The 18,659-nt window shown below is 70.8% G+C and carries 15 protein-coding genes and 1 tRNA gene; 11 read left to right on the top strand and 5 right to left on the bottom strand.

Annotation, left to right across the window (positions count from 1 at the left end):
• Window positions 1-123: 123 nt before the first annotated feature.
• Window positions 124-1,746 (bottom strand): beta-N-acetylhexosaminidase, encoded by a 1,623-nt coding sequence (locus ACFWI4_RS32405; protein WP_387203597.1) that lies wholly within the window; start codon window positions 1,744-1,746, stop codon window positions 124-126.
• 65 nt (window positions 1,747-1,811) lie between these two features.
• Between ACFWI4_RS32405 and ACFWI4_RS32400 the strand changes: the two genes are divergently transcribed.
• Window positions 1,812-2,696 (top strand): DUF4429 domain-containing protein, encoded by an 885-nt coding sequence (locus tag ACFWI4_RS32400; RefSeq protein WP_387203594.1) that lies wholly within the window; start codon window positions 1,812-1,814, stop codon window positions 2,694-2,696.
• A 131-nt stretch (window positions 2,697-2,827) separates the two neighbouring features.
• On the opposite strand, the gene ACFWI4_RS32395 is transcribed toward ACFWI4_RS32400, so the two are convergent.
• Window positions 2,828-4,396, bottom strand: a complete 1,569-nt coding sequence (locus ACFWI4_RS32395) for a purple acid phosphatase family protein (RefSeq protein ID WP_387203591.1) — start codon at window positions 4,394-4,396, stop codon at window positions 2,828-2,830.
• A 164-nt stretch (window positions 4,397-4,560) separates the two neighbouring features.
• On the opposite strand from ACFWI4_RS32395, the gene ACFWI4_RS32390 reads away from it, so the two are divergent.
• Both ACFWI4_RS32390 and glmS read left to right on the top strand, forming a co-directional pair.
• Window positions 4,561-4,818, top strand: coding sequence for a hypothetical protein (locus tag ACFWI4_RS32390; protein ID WP_385407188.1), 258 nt, complete (start codon window positions 4,561-4,563; stop codon window positions 4,816-4,818).
• Between the two features lie 14 nt (window positions 4,819-4,832).
• Window positions 4,833-6,650, top strand: coding sequence for a glutamine--fructose-6-phosphate transaminase (isomerizing) (gene glmS / locus ACFWI4_RS32385; RefSeq protein WP_385407156.1), 1,818 nt, complete (start codon window positions 4,833-4,835; stop codon window positions 6,648-6,650).
• 165 nt (window positions 6,651-6,815) lie between these two features.
• On the opposite strand, the gene ACFWI4_RS32380 is transcribed toward glmS, so the two are convergent.
• Both ACFWI4_RS32380 and ACFWI4_RS32375 read right to left on the bottom strand, forming a co-directional pair.
• Window positions 6,816-7,379: a GPR1/FUN34/YaaH family transporter gene (locus tag ACFWI4_RS32380; protein WP_385407158.1), complete on the bottom strand. Its 564-nt coding sequence runs from the start codon at window positions 7,377-7,379 to the stop codon at window positions 6,816-6,818.
• 167 nt (window positions 7,380-7,546) lie between these two features.
• The gene (locus tag ACFWI4_RS32375) at window positions 7,547-8,074 is read right to left on the bottom strand and encodes a universal stress protein (RefSeq protein WP_037619095.1); all 528 of its coding nucleotides are present in this window, start codon (window positions 8,072-8,074) and stop codon (window positions 7,547-7,549) included.
• 1,374 nt (window positions 8,075-9,448) lie between these two features.
• Here ACFWI4_RS32375 and ACFWI4_RS32370 point away from each other — a divergent pair.
• From ACFWI4_RS32370 to ACFWI4_RS32355, 4 genes are all read left to right on the top strand, one after another.
• A complete protein-coding gene (locus ACFWI4_RS32370) occupies window positions 9,449-10,690 on the top strand; it encodes a helix-turn-helix domain-containing protein (protein WP_387203587.1) in 1,242 nt (413 codons plus the stop codon).
• A 138-nt stretch (window positions 10,691-10,828) separates the two neighbouring features.
• The gene (gene orn / locus ACFWI4_RS32365; protein WP_385407166.1) at window positions 10,829-11,431 is read left to right on the top strand and encodes an oligoribonuclease; all 603 of its coding nucleotides are present in this window, start codon (window positions 10,829-10,831) and stop codon (window positions 11,429-11,431) included.
• Between the two features lie 109 nt (window positions 11,432-11,540).
• Window positions 11,541-11,613, top strand: a tRNA-His gene (locus ACFWI4_RS32360).
• A gap of 81 nt (window positions 11,614-11,694) precedes the next feature.
• Complete coding sequence (locus tag ACFWI4_RS32355; RefSeq protein WP_387203584.1) at window positions 11,695-12,201, top strand: GNAT family N-acetyltransferase; 507 nt, start codon at window positions 11,695-11,697, stop codon at window positions 12,199-12,201.
• Window positions 12,202-12,357: 156 nt separating this feature from the next.
• On the opposite strand, the gene ACFWI4_RS32350 is transcribed toward ACFWI4_RS32355, so the two are convergent.
• Window positions 12,358-13,413: a LacI family DNA-binding transcriptional regulator gene (locus ACFWI4_RS32350; protein WP_387203581.1), complete on the bottom strand. Its 1,056-nt coding sequence runs from the start codon at window positions 13,411-13,413 to the stop codon at window positions 12,358-12,360.
• Between the two features lie 388 nt (window positions 13,414-13,801).
• On the opposite strand from ACFWI4_RS32350, the gene ACFWI4_RS32345 reads away from it, so the two are divergent.
• From ACFWI4_RS32345 to ACFWI4_RS32330, 4 genes are all read left to right on the top strand, one after another.
• On the top strand, window positions 13,802-15,121 hold the full coding sequence (locus ACFWI4_RS32345) for an ABC transporter substrate-binding protein (protein ID WP_387203578.1): 1,320 nt from the start codon (window positions 13,802-13,804) through the stop codon (window positions 15,119-15,121).
• Entirely contained in the window at window positions 15,118-16,146 is a 1,029-nt protein-coding gene (locus ACFWI4_RS32340) for a carbohydrate ABC transporter permease (protein ID WP_385407179.1), read from the top strand. The genes ACFWI4_RS32345 and ACFWI4_RS32340 overlap by 4 nt, the downstream gene beginning before the upstream one ends.
• A complete protein-coding gene (locus tag ACFWI4_RS32335) occupies window positions 16,143-17,054 on the top strand; it encodes a carbohydrate ABC transporter permease (protein WP_385407181.1) in 912 nt (303 codons plus the stop codon). The genes ACFWI4_RS32340 and ACFWI4_RS32335 overlap by 4 nt, the downstream gene beginning before the upstream one ends.
• Before the next feature lie 108 nt (window positions 17,055-17,162).
• On the top strand, window positions 17,163-18,593 hold the full coding sequence (locus tag ACFWI4_RS32330; protein ID WP_387203573.1) for a GH1 family beta-glucosidase: 1,431 nt from the start codon (window positions 17,163-17,165) through the stop codon (window positions 18,591-18,593).
• Window positions 18,594-18,659: the final 66 nt, after the last annotated feature.

Here is an 18,659-nt window from a genome sequence, read left to right as displayed (position 1 = left end):
ACCCTGAAGCCCCCGCTCCCCGGGTTCTGAGCACGGGGCCGGGGCTCCGCCCGGAGCCCCCGAGAGGGGCGGGCGCCCCGGAGACGGTCCTCCGGGGCGCCCGTCGGCTTTCCGCCCGATCCGCTAACGGGCGGGCCAGGGGACCTGGGGCGAGCGGTAGTAGCCGATGCCCAGGGCGTCCCAGCGGGGCGCCTGGGCGGCGAGCCGCACCTTGTAGGTGTCCCAGTCGTGCGTCGAGGCCGGGGACCAGCCGAGCTCGGCGGCCCCCGGCAGCCTCGGGAACGCCATGACGTCGATGTCGGCGGAGGTCACGATCGTCTCCGTCCACAGCGGCGCCTCGACGCCCTTGACGGCCGAGGCCGGGACCCCGGGAAGGTAGCTGCCCGGGTCCCAGTCGTAGGCCCGCCGCACCTCCACGAGACCGGCCCAGTCCTGGCCGAGCGGGGTGTCGGCGGTGTACTTCATGTCCAGGTAGAGCCGGTCCGCGGGCGACAGCACGAGCCCGGTCCCGTTCCGCGCGGCCGCGGCGACCTGAGCCTTCTCCTCCGCGCCGGTGTCGTCGAGCCCCCAGTACTGCGCGAGGGCCCCCTTGGCCGGGGTGGCCCCGGTCAGCTGGTGCCAGCCCATCACCTTCTTGCCGTACTTCGCGACGATCGGCTGGACCTTGTCCATGAAGGTCACGTAGTCGGCGTGGCTGGTGGAGTGCGCCTCGTCGCCGCCGATGTGGAGGTACGGGCCGGGGGTGAGCGCGGCCAGCTCGCGGATCACGTCGTCCACGAAGGCGTACGTCAGCGGCTTGCCGACGCACAGCGAGCTGAAGCCGACGTCGGTGCCGGTGTAGAGCGGCGGCGCGGTCCCGTCGCAGTTCAGACCCGCGTACGAGGACAGGGCCGCGTTGGTGTGCCCGGGCATGTCGATCTCCGGGACGACCTCCAGATAGCGGGAGGCGGCGTACCGGACGATCGCGCGGTAGTCGGCCTTCGTGTAGAAGCCGCCCGTGCCGCCGCCGACCTCGGTGGAGCCGCCGTGGGCCGCCAGCTCGGGCCAGGAGTCGACGGCGATGCGCCAGCCCTGGTCGTCGCTCAGGTGCAGATGCAGCTTGTTGACCTTGTACAGGGCCAGTTCGTCGATGTACCGCTCGACCTGCGCCACGGTGAAGAAGTGCCGGGAGACGTCGAGCATGGCGCCGCGGTAGGCGTAGCGCGGGGTGTCCCTGATGGTGCCGCCGGCGATCTGCCAGGGGCCGCGCTGGACGGACTTCCGCTCGACGGCGGCGGGCAGCAGCTGGCGCAGCGTCTGCACGCCGTGGAAGAGACCGGCGGGCCGGCCGGCCGTGACGGTGACGCCGGAGGCGCCGCTGTCGAGGCGGTAGCCCTCCTCGCCGAGCCCCTTGCCGCCGAGCCGGAGGCGGATCCCTCCGGAGCCGTGCGCGGTGACCGGCAGCCGGTATCCGGTCGAGGGCCGCAGGACGCCGGCGAGGTAGGTGCCGACCGCGCGGACCGCGGGGGTGTCCTCGACGCGGATGCGGGTGTCGGCGGTGATGCGGTACGGGGATCCGCCGGGGGTGACGGAGGCGGGGGCCGGGACGACCCGGCCCAGGGGGACGGCGGTGGCCTTCAGGTGCGGGGCCGCGCCGACGAGGGAGATGCCGGCCGCCGCCACGAGCAGCAGCGTTCCGAGAAGGCGGGGCGTTCTGTGGTGCGGTCTCACATGCGCTCCCTTCCGGTCAGGGCGTCCGGCGGTCATGTCCGGCGGATACGCCTGATTGGTCGAGACCACTCTGCCGCAATCGCGGTGGAACAATCCCCTGCATGGCGGAAATCATCCAGCGGGACGGCACGTGGATCTTCGACGGGGACGCGCTGCGGCTGACCCCCGGGCGGGACAAGAACGTCAGCCTGTTGCGCCGCACCCTGGGTGAACTCACCGTACCGCTGGGCGCGTTGGCGGGTGTCTCGCTGGAGCAGGGGAGAAGGGCGGGACGGCTCAGACTGCGGCTGCGCGACGGCGCGGACCCGTTGCTCCAGGCGACCGGCGGACTGCTCGCGGAGCCGAACGACCCGTACCAGCTCACGGTGGAGGCCGACCGGCTCGGGGTCGCCGAGTACTTCGCGGACGAGGTCCGGGGTGCGCTGCTCCTGGACGAGGTCCCCTCCGGCCCGGTGGACGGCTATCTGCTGCCGGGCCCGGCGGTGCCGGTGTCCGCGTCCGCCGGTGACGGCACGGCGAGCTTCGACGGCGATCGCGTACGTCTGGAGTGGAACTGGAAGACGGAGGACGCGAAGTCGGCGTCGGGTGCGCGGACCCTGGCCCTCGGCGACATCACGGCCGTCGAGTGGCGGCCGGCGGCCGGGCTGGAGAACGGCTGTCTGCGCTTCAGCGTGCGCGGGGGCGACACCCAGGCGCCGCCGAAGTACGACCCCAACTCGGTGGAGCTGTGGGGCTTCAAGAGGGACCCGCTGATGGCGCTGGTCGCGGCGGCCGTGCAGGCGAGGCTGCCGCATCCGGCGGCGCCCGGTGAGGCCCGGCCGGACGGACCGCCGGCCCTGGAGACGGCTGCGCCCGCGCCGGGTCCCGAGGCCGACCACGACGCCCTCCTGCGCAGGCTGCGCGAACTGGGCGAGCTGCACAAGGAGGGCGTCCTGACGGACGAGGAGTTCACGCTGGCCAAGCAGGCGGTCCTCAAGCGTCTGTAGATCCGACGCGGGAGGACCGCCGCCCTCGGGAGCCGCCGCCGGCCCGGCAGCCGGTGCGCCCCGCCTTCCGGGTGCACCTGGTGCCCGCCCGCGGCCGGGCGGGCGGTCTCCCGCTCACCCGGGCCCGGGGGCTACTTGGCGCGGCGCGCGATCGTGAAGCGGTCGACCTCGGCTCCGGTCTCGGCGATGCCGCGGACCGTCAGGGTGGCCAGGCGTCCCTTCGGGGCGGGCTGGACGTCGACGCGCAGGAACGAGTAGTTCAGGTAGCGCACGCGCGACCAGGTGACCGTCTCGTTCTGCTTGCCGTCCTTGAGGTTGACGAAGGAGGCGACGGACTCGACCTCGTTCTCCTTGCCCTCGTAGGACTCCGGGGCGCTGAACGCGTAGAGGCTGCGGCCGGCCGCGCCCGCCGTCACGTACACGACGCCCTCGGTCTCGGTGTACGCCGTGCCGCCGATCGGGAGCTTCTTGGTGACCGCGCCGCCCTTGATGACGTCGGTGCGCTCGTACTGGTGGTTGTGGCCGTTGATCACCAGGTCGACGCCGTACTTCTCGAACAGCGGCACCCACTCCTGTCGCACGCCCCCCTCCGAGGCGTGCGCCGTGGAGGTGCAGTACGCGCAGTGGTGGAAGAAGATCACGACGAAGTCGATGTCCTTCGACGCCCGGTACCTCTTGAGCTGCGTCTCCAGCCACTTGGTCTGGGTGCCGCCGGAGATGCCGAGGTTGGCCGGGATCTCGAAGGAGATGTCGTTGGCGTCGAGCGAGATGATCGCCGTGTTGCCGTGGACGAAGGAGTAGACGCCGGGCAGGTTGGCCTTGTCGGGGCCGTTGTCCGGAAGCGTCCAGCGGGCCTCCTCGCCGCCGTAGCCGTTGGGCGAGTACCAGGCCTCCATGTCGTGGTTGCCGTAGGCCGGCATCCACGGCACCTGCTTGGCGACCGTCTCGGTCTGGGCGAGGAACTGGTCCCAGATGCGCGAGTCGAAGCCGGTGTCGGCGGTCTTGCCCTGGCCCGCCGGGTCCGCGTACGCGATGTCGCCGGCGTGCAGGTGGAAGGACGGGTTCTGGGCGAGGAGCAGGGCGTCGTTGGCGAGGCCGTGGTAGCCGACGCCCTCGTCGCCGAAGGCGGTGAAGGTGAAGGGCTCGGCGCGGTCGGGCGCGGTGGTGAAGGTGCCGAGCGTGCCGAGGAGGCGGGGCTCGGCCGGGTCGAAGCCGGCGTGGCCGACGCCGTAGTAGTAGGTCCTGCCGGGGCGCAGGTGGGTGAGCTTGGCGTGCAGGTAGTACTGGGTGTGGTCGCCGCTGGCGCCCACGCCGGCCGGGGTGTAGAGGGTGCGCACCTCGGCCTCGATCTTGCGCGAGAGGTCCCAGGGGTGGGCGCCGATGCGGATGTAGGGCTTGCTGACCGCGGCCGGCACCTGCCAGGAGACGGTCATCTCGGTGCGCGGGTCGTTGCCGAAGGCGAGGTGGCGGCCGAAGGGGGCGACGAGCGCGCCGTCGACCTTCGCCGCGGAGACGGGGGCGGCGGTCCGCTGCGCCGGCGCGGCTGCCTGTGCGACGCCGGGCACGAAGGCCCCGCCCGCGACGGCGCCGATGGTCACGGCGCCGCCTCTGATCATGTTGCGCCGCGAGAACTTGGCGCGAAGGTACTCGTGCTGCTCGGCCATGGTCATCTTCTCGGCGAGCCGCTCGGGTACGCCCATGCGTGGAGTGTCCATGGCACCAGAAGTTGCTCTCAGCAATCGACGCGACACAAGACGCCGGATGGACAGTCTGTAAACAGCGACCCATAAGAGAACCAACACCGCCTTGCCCGATATCGGGCAAGATTCTTGCGAATCGTCTTCCGGTGCCCCAGGATCAACGGGTGCACGACGAACTCGTTGATCATCTGACGCGGTCGACCCCCCTGAACCGGGGCGAGGCGCTGCGGGTGGTCCAGGACGTTCTCGCCTACTTCGACGAGACCGCCCAGGAGTTCGTCCGCCGCCGCCACCGCGAGCTCCAGGCCCAGGGCCTGGTGAACGAGTCGATCTTCGAGCGGATCGAGGCGGAGCTGAAATATCGCGCGGTCGCGCCGCCGGAGCTCACGCTCAGGCAGCTTCGACGCATCGTTTACGGCTGAGGGAATACACCTGTATGTGTGGAATCGTCGGATACATCGGCAGGCGTGATGTCGCCCCGCTGCTCCTCGAAGGCCTTCAGCGCCTGGAGTACCGCGGCTACGACTCGGCGGGCATAGTCGTGACCTCGCCCAAGTCGGCCGGCCTGAAGATGGTCAAGGCGAAGGGCCGCGTCCGCGACCTCGAGGTGAAGGTCCCCAAGCGTTTCGCCGGCACCACCGGCATCGCCCACACCCGCTGGGCCACGCACGGCGCCCCCTCCGACGTGAACGCGCACCCCCACATGTCGGCCGACAACAAGGTCGCGGTCGTCCACAACGGCATCATCGACAACGCCTCCGACCTGCGCAAGAAGCTCGAGGCCGACGGTGTCGAGTTCCTCTCCGAGACGGACACCGAGGTGCTCACCCACCTGGTCGCCCGCTCCCAGCAGGAGAAGCTGGAGGACAAGGTCCGCGAGGCGCTGCGCGTCATCGAGGGCACCTACGGCATCGCGGTGATGCACGCCGACTTCCCCGACCGCATCGTGGTGGCCCGCAACGGCTCCCCCGTCGTGCTCGGCATCGGCGAGAAGGAGATGTTCGTCGCCTCGGACATCGCCGCCCTGGTCACCCACACCCGCCAGATAGTCACGCTGGACGACGGCGAGATGGCCACGCTCAAGGCCGACGACTTCCGGACGTACACCACCGAGGGCACCCGGACCACGTCCGAGCCGACCACCGTCGAGTGGGAGGCCGCCTCCTACGACATGGGCGGCCACGACACGTACATGCACAAGGAGATCCACGAGCAGGTCGAGGCCGTGGACCGGGTGCTGCGCGGCCGGATCGACGACCGGTTCTCGACCGTCCACCTCGGCGGTCTGAACCTGGACGCCCGTGACGCGCGCGCCGTGCGCCGCGTGAAGATCCTCGGCTGCGGCACCTCGTACCACGCGGGCATGATCGGCGCCCAGATGATCGAGGAGCTGGCCCGGATCCCCGCGGACGCCGAGCCGGCCTCCGAGTTCCGCTACCGCAACGCGGTCGTCGACCCCGACACCCTCTACATCGCGGTCTCCCAGTCCGGTGAGACGTACGACGTGCTGGCCGCCGTGCAGGAGCTCAAGCGCAAGGGCGCCCGGGTGCTCGGTGTCGTCAACGTCGTCGGCTCGGCTATCGCCCGCGAGGCGGACGGCGGCATGTACGTGCACGCCGGTCCCGAGGTCTGCGTCGTCTCGACGAAGTGCTTCACCAACACCACCGTCGCCTTCGCGCTGCTCGCCCTGCACCTCGGCCGCACCCGGGACCTGTCGGTCCGCGACGGCAAGCGGATCATCGAGGGCCTGCGCCGCCTCCCTGCCCAGATCGCCGAGATCCTGGAGCAGGAGGACGAGATCAAGAAGCTGGCCGAGCAGTACGCCGAGGCCCGCTCGATGCTCTTCATCGGCCGTGTCCGGGGCTACCCGGTGGCCCGTGAGGCCTCGCTGAAGCTCAAGGAGGTCTCGTACATCCACGCCGAGGCCTACCCGGCCTCCGAGCTCAAGCACGGTCCGCTGGCGCTCATCGAGCCGGCGCTGCCCACCGTGGCGATCGTCCCCGACGACGACCTGCTGGAGAAGAACCGCGCCGCCCTGGAGGAGATCAAGGCCCGCAGCGGCCAGATCCTCGCCGTGGCGCACCAGCACCAGGAGAAGGCCGACCAGACGATCGTCGTCCCGAAGAACGAGGACGAGCTCGACCCGATCCTGATGGGCATCCCGCTCCAGCTCCTCGCCTACCACACGGCGCTCGCGCTCGGCCGGGACATCGACAAGCCGCGCAACCTCGCCAAGTCGGTCACCGTCGAATAGACACCACCGGGCGGGCCGCCTGCCGGCGGTCCGCCCCTCCCGTCCCCCCGCCGCGCAAGTCCCCGGCCGGCGGCCGGACATGAACGGTCCCCGTGCGCACCACCCGCGCACGGGGATCGTTCTTCGAGGGGCCGGAGTCGCCCAATACCCCGGCCCGCGCCGGGGTCAGCCGGTGGCCGTCACCCCCCGGCCGGCGGCGCGTCGCGGAAGCGCTGTGGGCCAGTGGGCCAGAGCCGCGGTCGCCGCGTACCAGGCGACGGCGCCGGCCGCGACGGCGAACCAGCCGCCGGCCTTGCCCAGGCCGCCGCTGTCCGCGAAGCGGCCCACGGCGAGCAGCACCAGGGAGACGAAGAACAGCCCGTAGGTGCCCTGCCCGAGGGTGTCCCCGCCCGCGAGGGCGAGCGAGAGCACGACGAGCGCGAAGAGCAGCAGGAAGAGTCCCGCCGCGTTGTCGGAGACCTGGCCGCCGGCCGAGACGGCCCAGGTGAACCAGAGGGCGCCGAGCCCGGTGAAGGCCGTGCCGTTGGCCGTGTCACGGTCGCGGAAGGCGAGCAGACCGGCGACGAAGAGCGCTACTCCGCCCACGTAATGGGCCAGTGACACGGCGTCAGCCGCCGTCACCCCGTCGATCAGGCCGGTGTACCCGAGGCCGAAAGCCAGCAGGGTCACACCGAGCGCGAGTCTTCCTACGATGCTGGTGGTGCTTCCCGCAGAGACGTCGTTGTCCACGGCGGGCTCCCTTCATGCCTGTGCAGTTGTGCTGCGCCGTACCGGTCGCCGCGTAGGACCGGCGTCCGGATATATGCCCTTCACAAAGGCACAAACACCTCTACGCGCCGGTAGGTTCACTCACCGAACGGAGGGTGAACACCGGGGCGCGCGGGAGGGGAGGGGCGTCAGGGAATGACGATGACGGGGCGCTTGGCGCGCTTGGCGAGGCGTCCCGCGACCGAGCCGAAGATGCGCCCGACGATGCCGTGCGTGGAGCCCACCACTATCGCGTCCGCCTCGTACTCCCGGCCCACTTCCTCGAGTTCGTGGCAGATGTCCCCGCCACGCTCGACGAGGATCCAGGGCACCTCGGAGAGGTACTCGGCGCAGGCGAGTTCAAGGCCCAGCACCTCGGTGCGGTGGTCGGGGACGTCGACGAACACGGGCGGTTCGCAGCCGGCCCACACCGTGGTGGGCAGCCGGTTGGCCACATGGACGATGATCAGGCCGGAGCCCGAGCGATGGGCCATCCCGATCGCGTAGGCGAGGGCGCGCTCGCTGGACGTCGAGCCGTCGAAACCGACGACGACGCCGTGCTTGAAGGCGGGATCGCAGGAGTGGCGGGGTTCTTCCGCCGCCAGGGGCTCGGCCGCCGTGGGATCGGCGAGCGGGCGCTTGCGGTCCGCGGGATCGAAGAATTCGTGACCGGCCATGGGTGTCTCGGCGTCTGGATCCTCGTGGTGGGGACGACAACGAACGGCAGAGCTGTGTCTGGGAAACATCTTCCCAACCCCATACCCCCAAGGGTACGGCGGCACGCCTCCTCTGCCCAGATCCCGCGCGCCTTACGCGGCATTCCAGGGAGCATGCACGAGAGGGCGCCCGTAACGCAATGGTTGCTGCCCCGTACAGGCGGTTTGCGCAGGACACCGCGTGAATTTGCAGCGACCCCCGGGGAACGGGCGGTTCCGGCGCGCGAGCGGACCGGGCGGCCCCCTTCCGGACGGGTGCCCCGCCGGCCGGGCAGTGACCGGCGGGTCGAACACGCGTTGAAGGGGTGGCGGCCGCCGCGGAGAGGGCCCGCCGCCGACAGCGCACGCCGTGGACAGCACGGAGAACACCGGAGCATCAGGGAGCAGCACGTGTCCGGACCCGACGGCTCCCCCCGGCGCCCCGCACCGTCCGCCCCCACCGTCCCGCCGGCCCGCTCCGCCCCCTCACGCCGGCCCGCCGCACCCACCGCCGCGCCCCGGGGATCACGCTCCGGATCGCGATCGGGAACACGCTCCGCCCCACGCGCCCCGGCACCCCCGGCCGCGGGCACGGTGACCGAGGTGGTCCGCTGGGCGGCCTTCAGCTGTGCCGTGGTCCCGGTGGTCCTCCTCTGCTACGGCGATTCGCTCGCCGGAGCGGCCGGTACGGCCCTCGGGCTCGCGGCGTTGACCGGAGTCTGCGTGATCCTGCTGCGGCGGTGCGAGAGGGGGGCGTCGCTCCCGGCCGGTGAACACCGGGACCCGGCACGTCCGGCCGCGCGCCGGCACGCCCCGCAGCAGCACGGACGGCATGGAAGGCCCGGCCCGGGGAACACGGGGAACGCCCGGTCCCGGGGACGCGCGGGGACGGTGGGACCGAGGGTCGGCCCATGGGGCGCGAGCGGCACGGGGGTTCACCGAGGCGCACGTCACAGTGCGGGGAACAAGCGGGTCGACTGACCGGTTTGCGCGTACACCTACGCTTCTTTTCAGCCAACTTCCGGTAGTGGCTCATCCCTTGCTCGAACGACCCCCCAACCCCCGTTCCACCTGCACCTAAAGGGGTACGGCGGGCGCGCGCACCCTACGTGGATTGGCCACTGCCACAAGGCGCACTTCCCTGCGACGCCCACGAGTGCAACGCTTCGTGATCGAATGCTTCACGCCAAGTTGCCATGTCGACATTCTGCGGAGTACCGAACTGGTCACCTTGGCGCCACGGGACACAGTAGATTCGATCTTGTCTTACGGCGGGGGAACTCGTGCAGGACCGAGGGGAAACGTGCAGGAGCGACACGACCGAGGAGCCGCGACCACCGAGGGGGGCTTAGCAGGATGAGCCACGACTCCACTGCCGCGCCGGAAACCGCGGCCCGGAAACTGTCCGGGCGACGCCGCAAGGAGATCGTCGCGGTGCTGCTGTTCAGCGGCGGCCCCATTTTCGAGAGTTCCATACCGCTGTCGGTGTTCGGGATTGACCGCCAGGACGCCGGCGTGCCGCGCTACCGCCTACTGGTGTGTGCCGGCGAGGAAGGCCCGCTGCGGACCACAGGGGGCCTGGAACTCACAGCACCACATGGCCTGGAAGCGATCTCCAGGGCAGGCACGGTCGTCGTGCCCGCCTGGCGGTCGATCACCTCGCCACCACCGGAGGAGGCGCTCGACGCACTGCGCCGCGCCCATGAGGAAGGCGCCCGCATAGTCGGGCTGTGCACCGGCGCCTTCGTGCTCGCCGCGGCCGGCTTACTGGACGGCCGTCCGGCGACCACCCACTGGATGTACGCCCCGACGCTGGCCAAGCGCTATCCGTCGGTGCACGTCGACCCGCGCGAGCTCTTCGTGGACGACGGCGACGTACTGACGTCGGCGGGCACGGCGGCCGGAATCGACCTCTGTCTGCACATCGTGCGGACGGACCACGGCAACGAGGCGGCCGGCGCGCTCGCCCGGCGCCTGGTGGTCCCTCCGCGGCGCAGCGGAGGACAGGAGCGCTATCTCGACCGGTCACTGCCGGAGGAGATCGGCGCCGACCCCCTCGCGGAGGTCGTCGCCTGGGCGCTGGAGCATCTGCACGAGCAGTTCGACGTGGAGACGCTGGCGGCTCGCGCATACATGAGCCGCCGTACGTTCGACCGCCGGTTCCGCTCGCTGACCGGAAGCGCTCCGCTGCAGTGGCTGATCACTCAGCGCGTGCTCCAGGCGCAGCGTCTCCTGGAGACGTCCGACTACTCGGTGGACGAGGTCGCGGGCCGCTGCGGCTTCCGGTCTCCGGTCGCGCTGCGGGGCCACTTCCGGCGGCAGCTGGGGTCCTCCCCGGCCGCGTACCGGGCGGCGTACCGTGCCCGCAGGCCGCAGGCCGACCGGTCCACGGATCCGGACGGTCCGGCGGGCCAGATCGGACCACCGCCGTCGCTGCACCAGGAGCACTCGGGCCCTGTCCCGATGCAGACCCGGCGCACGGCCACGGCCGGCGCCCTGGGCGCGGCGGCGTCGCTCTCCGCGGAGGCGATGCGGGAACGGGCGGAGCTGTACGCCGCCGGCAGGCCGAGCCTGCCCGGACAGCGCAGCGCGCCGTAGCAGGGCAGCGGAAGAACGCGGGGCCCGCACCTTCGGGTGCGGGCCCCTTCGCATGCGGGCCCGGCCCGGAGCGATCCGCCGCCCCGGCGGGGCGCACGGGCGGGTCCACGGGAGGGGGCGGGCCGTAGGGTGAGACACATGAACGATCGCATGGTGTGGATCGACTGCGAGATGACCGGACTCTCGCTGTCGGATGACGCGCTCATCGAAGTGGCCGCGCTGGTCACCGACTCTGAGCTGAACGTGCTCGGCGAAGGGGTGGACATCGTGATCCGCCCGCCGGACGCCGCCCTGGAGACGATGCCGGACGTGGTGCGCCAGATGCACACGGCCTCCGGCCTGCTGGAGGAGCTCGCCGGGGGCACGACCCTGGCGGACGCCGAGGAGCAGGTCCTCTCCTATGTACGTGAGCACGTCAAGGAGCCGGGCAAGGCCCCGCTCTGCGGGAACTCCGTCGGCACGGACCGCGGCTTCCTGCTGCGCGACATGTCGGAGCTGGAGAGCTACCTGCACTACCGGATCGTGGACGTCTCCTCGGTGAAGGAGCTGGCCCGCCGCTGGTACCCCCGGGCGTACTTCAACAGCCCGGAGAAGAACGGCAACCACCGCGCGCTGGCCGACATCCGCGAGTCCATCGCCGAGCTCCGCTACTACCGCGAGGCGATCTTCGTCCCGCAGCCCGGCCCCGACTCGGACACCGCCCGCACCATCGCGGCCAGGCACGTCCTGCCCGTCGAATAGGCCTTTGACGGGGCCCTGCTGGGCCCCGGAAAAAGGTGTGCGCGAGCACCCCTCAGAACCCTGTACACTTTTTCTCGGCCGGTCAGGGAAACCCCGAAGACCGGACATGGTGGGTGTAGCTCAGTTGGTAGAGCACCTGGTTGTGGTCCAGGTGGCCGCGGGTTCAAGTCCCGTCACTCACCCTGAGTAGTCAGCCGGTGACCTTGTGAAAAGGTCACCGGCTGATTGCGTTCCCGGGCCCCGCGGCCCGTACGCTCCCCCTCGTGTCCCACGCCACCGAACCCTCCGGCACCGCCCGCCTCGAACTCCTCCCGCTGCGCCCCGGGCATGCCGCGGAGATGGCCGGAGTCCTGTCGGACCCGGCGCTGCACACCTTCATCGGCGGAACGCCGGACACCCCCGAGGCACTGCGGGCCCGGTACGAACGCCTGGCCGCGGGCTCGCCCGACCCCGGCGTCCTGTGGCGCAACTGGGTACTGCGGGACCGTACGACGGGATCCCTCGTCGGGACGGTCCAGGCGACCGTCTCGGGAGGGACCGCCGAGGTCGCCTGGGTCGTGGGCACGCCCTGGCAGGGGCGCGGCTACGCGACGGAGGCGGCGGGGTGGCTCGTGGCGCACGTGATCGAGGCGTACGGCGTCCACACGGTGATCGCCCATGTGCACCCCGTCCACCACGCGTCGGCGGCCGTCGCCGCGGCGGCGGGACTCACCGCGACCGACGAACTCCAGGACGGCGAGATCCGCTGGGAACTGACACCCCACCGCTGACCGGGCCGATCCGGCCCCCCGCCCCGTCCGACACACGAACGACCCGCCGGACACGACCCGGCCGGGCGAGCCGTACGAACCCGGCCGACACGCCCACGGCCCCCACCGGACGAGACCCCCGTCCGGTGGGACCCCCGCGGAGCGGCCCGCGGGGTCTCAGGACGAGGCCCGCACCACCAGTTCGGCCGGCAGCACCAGCTGGCGCTTCTCCAGGCCCCGGGAGGCCGCGGGGCGGCGGTCCGCGATCTCGCCGAGGAGCAGGTCGATCATGGCCCGGCCCATCTCCTCGATGGGCTGGCGGACGCTGGTCAGGGGCGGGTCCATGTGACGGGCTATGGCGGAGTCGTCGTAGCCGATGAGCGCCACGTCGTCCGGGATGCGCCGGCCCCTCTCGCGCAGCACCTGACGCGCACCCGCCGCCATGACGTCGGAGCCGGCGAACACCGCGTCGAGGTCGGGATAGCGCTCCAGCAGCAGGCTCATCGCACGCCGGCCGCCCTCCTCGGTGAAGTCGCCGGGGACGATCAGCCGTTCGTCCACCTCGCGGCCCGCGTCCCGCAGACCCTGGCGGTAGCCGTCGACACGCCGCTGGGCGCCGTAGACGTCCATACGGCCCGCGAGGTGGCCGATTCTGCGGCGCCCCCGGGACACGAGGTGCTCCACGGCCGCGCGGCCGCCGCCGTAGTTGTCGGAGTCCACCGACGGAAGCGTCTCCTCCGCCGAGCGCCGGCCGCTGATCACGGCCGGGATCTCCAGCTGGGAGAGCAGATCGGGGAGCGGGTCGTCGGCGTGCACCGAGACCAGCAGGACCCCGTCCACCCGGTGTGCCGCCAGATACTGGGCCAGGCGCTGCCGCTCCCGGTCGCTGCCCGCGAATATCAGCAGCAACTGCATCTCGGTCTCGGAGAGTTCGGCACCGACACCGCGCAGCATGTCCGAGAAGTACGGTTCCGCGAAGAAACGGGTCTCCGGTTCGGGGACGACCAGGGCGATCGCGTCCGTGCGGTTGGCCGCGAGGGCGCGGGCCGCCGTGTTCGGGACGTACCCGAGCTCCGCGACCGCGGCCTCGACCGCGGCCCGGGTCGCGTCACTGACCCTCGGGGACCCGTTGATCACCCGGGAGACCGTGCCACGGCCCACTCCCGCGCGCGCGGCCACCTCTTCGAGGGTCGGCCGCCCACCGCTGCGGCCCCGCGCTCCGTGGACTGCCATGGCCTCCGCCTCCCGTTGACACCAAGTTGGCCTGGAATCTAACAGCCTCGTCCGACGAGGCTCGCGTCGCTGGGCCGCGACCCGGGAGCCGTCACCGTGCCGGCCGCTCCCCGCCGGGCCCCCGGCGGACCGTGAGACGCTTCCGGCCATGTGGCGGAATGACATCTTCAGCTAACAGGCCGATAACTGAACGCATCTCTCCGCTCCCCCACCCTTGACACCCCCGCCCGAACCAGCGACTCTTCAACACATCACTGGTGGGAGCGCTCCCACAGTACCTGACACATACACAACCCGCACGTTCCCCGCCCGAGCCGCAGCGAGAAACAACGGGCGCCACCAATGCAGTTGGCCGGGGGGTCGGCACGTCAGGCAACAGGAGGACGCAATGCGTACGAGTACCCGCCGGTCCCGCAGAATGGCGGCCATCGCGGCTGTCGCGGCGATGACCGCAGGGCTGCTGGCCGGCTGCTCCAAGGACTCGAACGACGGCTCGTCGGACTCGAACGGCGGAGGCGGCGGCAAGACGCAGCTGACCATCGGCACGTTCGGAGTGTTCGGCTACAAGGAAGCCGGTCTCTACGACGAGTACATGAAGCTGCACCCGAACATCTCGATCAAGGAGAACGTCACCACTCGTACCGACGTCTACTGGCCCAAGACGCTCACCCGTCTCCAGGCCGGCTCCGGCACCGACGACATCCAGGCGATCGAGGTCGGCAACATCACCGAGGCCGTCCAGACCCAGGCCGACAAGTTCGTCGACCTCGGCAAGGACGTCGACAAGTCGCAGTGGCTGCCCTGGAAGACCGCCCAGGCCACCACCAAGGACGGCAAGACGATCGGGCTCGGCACCGACATCGGCCCGATGGCGATCTGTTACCGCAAGGACCTGTTCGCGAAGGCCGGTCTGGAGACGGACCGCACCAAGCTCGCCGCGCAGTGGAAGGGCGACTGGTCCAAGTACGTCGCCGTCGGCAAGGACTACATGAAGAAGGCGCCCAGCGGCACCAAGTTCGTGGACTCCGCCTCCTCGGTCTACAACGCGGCCCTCGGCGGCGAGAGCCAGCGGTACTACGACAAGGACGGCAACGTCATCTGGGACAAGTCCACGGGTGTCAAGAAGTCCTGGAACGCCGCCATGGAGGTGGCGACCAGCAACATGTCGGCGAAGCTCAAGCAGTTCGACCCGACGTGGGACCAGGGCTTCGCCAAGGGCTCGTTCGCGACCGTGGCCTGCCCCGCGTGGATGATCGGCTACATCGAGCAGAAGTCCGGTGACTCGGGCAAGGGCAAGTGGGACGTGGCGGCCGCGCCGACCGCGGCCAACTGGGGCGGTTCGTTCATCGGTGTCCCGGTGGCGGGCAAGCACCAGAAGGAAGCCGTCGCCCTCGCCAAGTGGCTGACCGCGCCCGAGCAGCAGGCGAAGGTCTTCGCCAAGCAGGCGAGCTTCCCGTCGACCCCGGCCGCGTACCCGAACCTGAAGCCGGCCGCCGACACCACGGCCTACTTCTCCGACGCGCCGATCACCCAGATCTTCGGCGACTCGGCGAAGACCATCCCGGTCCAGTACTTCGGCACCAAGGACCAGCCGATCGGCACCGCGATCACGGACGTCGGCATCCTCCAGGTCGAGCAGAAGGGCAAGACCCCGGCCCAGGGCTGGGACGCGGCAAAGGCTGAGATCAAGGACGTGCTCGGCCAGTGACCAGCCCCAAGCAGGCTCTCGCGCAACCCGCGACGAGCGCCGACGCCGCGCCCGGCTCACAGCCGGGCGCGGCCCGGGGCGCTCAGGGACGCGGTAGGCCCGCGCAGGACCCGGGTTCCTGGCGCAGCCGGCTGTACCGCTGGGACATGAAGGCGTCGCCGTACGCATTCATCGCCCCCTTCTTCATCATCTTCGGAGCCTTCGGGCTCTTCCCCCTGCTCTACACGGCCTGGTACTCGCTGCACAATGTGCAGCTCTCCGGGCTCGACCACCAGACCTGGGCGGGTCTGGACAATTACAAGAACCTGCTGTCCTCGGAGTTCTTCTGGAACGCCCTGGAGAACACGTTCAGCATCGGCGTGATCTCCACGGTGCCGCAGCTGCTGATGGCCCTCGGGATCGCGCACCTGCTCAACTACCGGCTGCGCGGCTCGACCGCGTGGCGGGTCGTGATGCTCACCCCGTACGCCACCTCGGTGGCCGCGGCGACGCTCGTCTTCACGCTGCTGTACTCGTGGGACGGCGGCATGGTCAACTGGCTGCTGCACTTCGTCGGCGTCCACCCGATCAACTGGCGCGAGTCCGACTGGGGTTCGCAGTTCGCCGTCTCCTCGATCGTGATCTGGCGGTGGACCGGCTACAACGCGCTGATCTACCTCGCCGCGATGCAGGCGATCCCCACGGACCTGTACGAGTCGGCCGCGCTCGACGGCGCCGGCCGCTGGCAGCAGTTCCGCCACGTGACGATCCCCATGCTGCGGCCGACGATCCTGTTCACCGTGGTCGTGTCCACCATCGGCGCGACCCAGCTGTTCGGTGAACCGCTCCTGTTCGGCGGCGTCAGCGGCTCGAAGGGCGGCTCCGCCCACCAGTACCAGACGCTCGGCCTCTACATGTACGACCAGGGCTGGGGCATCGGCAACCTCGGCAAGGCCTCGGCGATCGCATGGACGATGTTCCTCATCCTGCTGATCATCGCCGCGATCAACCTGCTGATCACCCGACGGCTGAGGAAATCCCAATGACCACGACTGAACTGACTGTCACGCCGGAGGACGCGAAGCCGGCGCAGGACAAGCGGGAGCCCGGACGCCGCCGGGTGCTCGGCGCGGGCAAGCAGCTGCACGCGGGCCCGGTCACCTATGTCGTCCTGACCGTCTTCGCCCTGGTCTCGCTCGCTCCGCTGGTCTGGACGGCCATCGCCGCGTCGCGCAACAACACGCGCCTGGCGCAGTCGCCGCCGCCGCTGTGGTTCGGCGGGAACCTGTTCTCGAACCTCCAGACCGCGTGGGACCAGGCCGGGCTCGGCACCGCGATGGTCAACTCCACGATCGTCGCCGGGACCATCACCCTCGGCACGGTCGTGTTCTCCACGCTCGCCGGGTTCGCCTTCGCCAAGCTGAAGTTCAGGTTCTCCGGACTGCTGCTGCTCCTCACCATCGGCACGATGATGATCCCGCCGCAACTGGCCGTCGTACCGCTGTACCTGTGGATGAGCAACCTCGGCTGGTCCAACCAGCTCCAGACGGTCATCCTGCCCACCCTGGTGAGCGCCTTCGGCACGTTCTTCATGCGCCAGTACCTGGTGCAGGCCCTGCCCTCCGAACTGATCGAGGCGGCACGGGTGGACGGCGCGAACAGCATGCGCGTGGTCTGGCACGTCGTCTTCCCGGCGGCGCGCCCGGCGATGGCGGTGCTCGGCCTGCTGACGTTCGTGATGGCCTGGAACGACTTCCTGTGGCCGATCATCGCCCTGAACCAGCAGGAGCCGACCGTGCAGGTCGCCCTCAACTCGCTGGGCACCGGCTACATCCCCGACCAGGCCGTCATCATGGCGGGCGCGCTGCTGGGCACACTGCCGCTGCTCATCGCCTTCCTCCTGTTCGGCAAGCAGATCGTGGGCGGGATCATGCAGGGCGCGATCAAGGGCTGATCGTCCTTCCGGGGGCCGGGTCACCGCAGCCTCGGCCCCTCCGTCCCGCCCTCTCCTCCCGACCACCTCCAACACGTCGGTCTTCACGACCCCCTTGGGAGCGCTTCCATGCCTGAGTCCGCAACGCCCGTGAGTTTCCCTCCGGCCTTCCTCTGGGGTGCGGCTACCTCCGCCTACCAGATCGAGGGCGCGGTGCGGGAGGACGGCCGGACGCCGTCCATCTGGGACACCTTCAGCCACACACCTGGCAAGACGGCCGGCGGCGAGCACGGTGACATCGCTGTCGACCACTATCACCGCTACCGCGACGACGTGGCCCTGATGGCGGACCTCGGCCTCGGCGCGTACCGCTTCTCCGTCTCCTGGTCGCGGGTGCAGCCCACCGGCCGGGGCCCCGCCGTCCAGCGCGGCCTGGACTTCTACCGGCGTCTGGTCGACGAGCTGCTGTCGAAGGGCATCAAGCCGGCCGTCACCCTCTACCACTGGGACCTGCCGCAGGAGCTGGAGGACGCGGGCGGCTGGCCCGAGCGGGAGACCGCGCTGCGCTTCGCCGAGTACGCGCAGATCGTGGGCGAGGCCCTCGGTGACCGCGTCGAGCAGTGGATCACGCTCAACGAGCCCTGGTGCAGCGCCTTCCTGGGCTACGGCTCCGGGGTGCACGCCCCCGGCCGTACGGACCCGGCGGCGGCCCTGCGCGCCGCGCACCACCTGAACCTGGCGCACGGGCTCGGCACCTCGGCGCTGCGTTCCGTGATGCCCTCCCGCAACTCGGTCGCGGTGAGCCTCAACTCCTGCCCGGTGCGGCCGGTCTCGCAGGACCCGGCGGACCTGGACGCGGCCCAGCGGATCGACGACCTGGCCAACGGGGTCTTCCACGGCCCGATGCTGCACGGCGCCTACCCGCAGACCCTGTTCACCGCGACCCGGTCGATCACCGACTGGTCGTACGTGCAGGACGGCGATCTGGCGCTGATCCACCAGCCGCTGGACGCCCTCGGCCTCAACTACTACACGCCGACGCTGGTCTCGGCCGCCGCCGAGCCCGCGGACGGGCCGCGCGCCGACGGCCACGGCTCCAGCGCGCACTCCCCCTGGCCGGGCGCGGACGACGTCATGTTCCACCAGACGCCGGGCGACCGCACGGAGATGGGCTGGACGATCGACCCGACCGGGCTGCACGAGCTGATCATGCGGTACACGCGTGAGGCTCCGGGCCTGCCGCTGTACATCACGGAGAACGGCGCGGCCTACGACGACAAGCCGGACCCGGAAGGCCGGGTCCACGACCCCGAGCGCATCGCCTACCTGAACGGCCATCTGTCCGCCGTGCACCGCGCGATCGCCGACGGGGCGGACGTCCGCGGCTACTACCTGTGGTCCCTGCTGGACAACTTCGAGTGGGCCTACGGCTACGAGAAGCGTTTCGGCGCGGTCTACGTCGACTACGCGACCCAGGTCCGCACGCCGAAGTCGAGCGCCCACTGGTACGCGAAGGCGGCCCGCACGGGGACGCTGGCGCCGGTGGCGCCCGCCGAGTAGGCGGCACCCCGAGGACACGGGGGAGACGGGGGACACGGAGCGCGGCACCCGAGGGGGGTGCCGCGC

Source organism: Streptomyces sp. NPDC127038, assembly GCF_042725875.1.
Lineage (GTDB): Bacteria > Actinomycetota > Actinomycetes > Streptomycetales > Streptomycetaceae > Streptomyces.
Note: the sequence above shows the minus strand (reverse complement) of the source record. Positions and strands in the feature narration are given on the sequence as shown.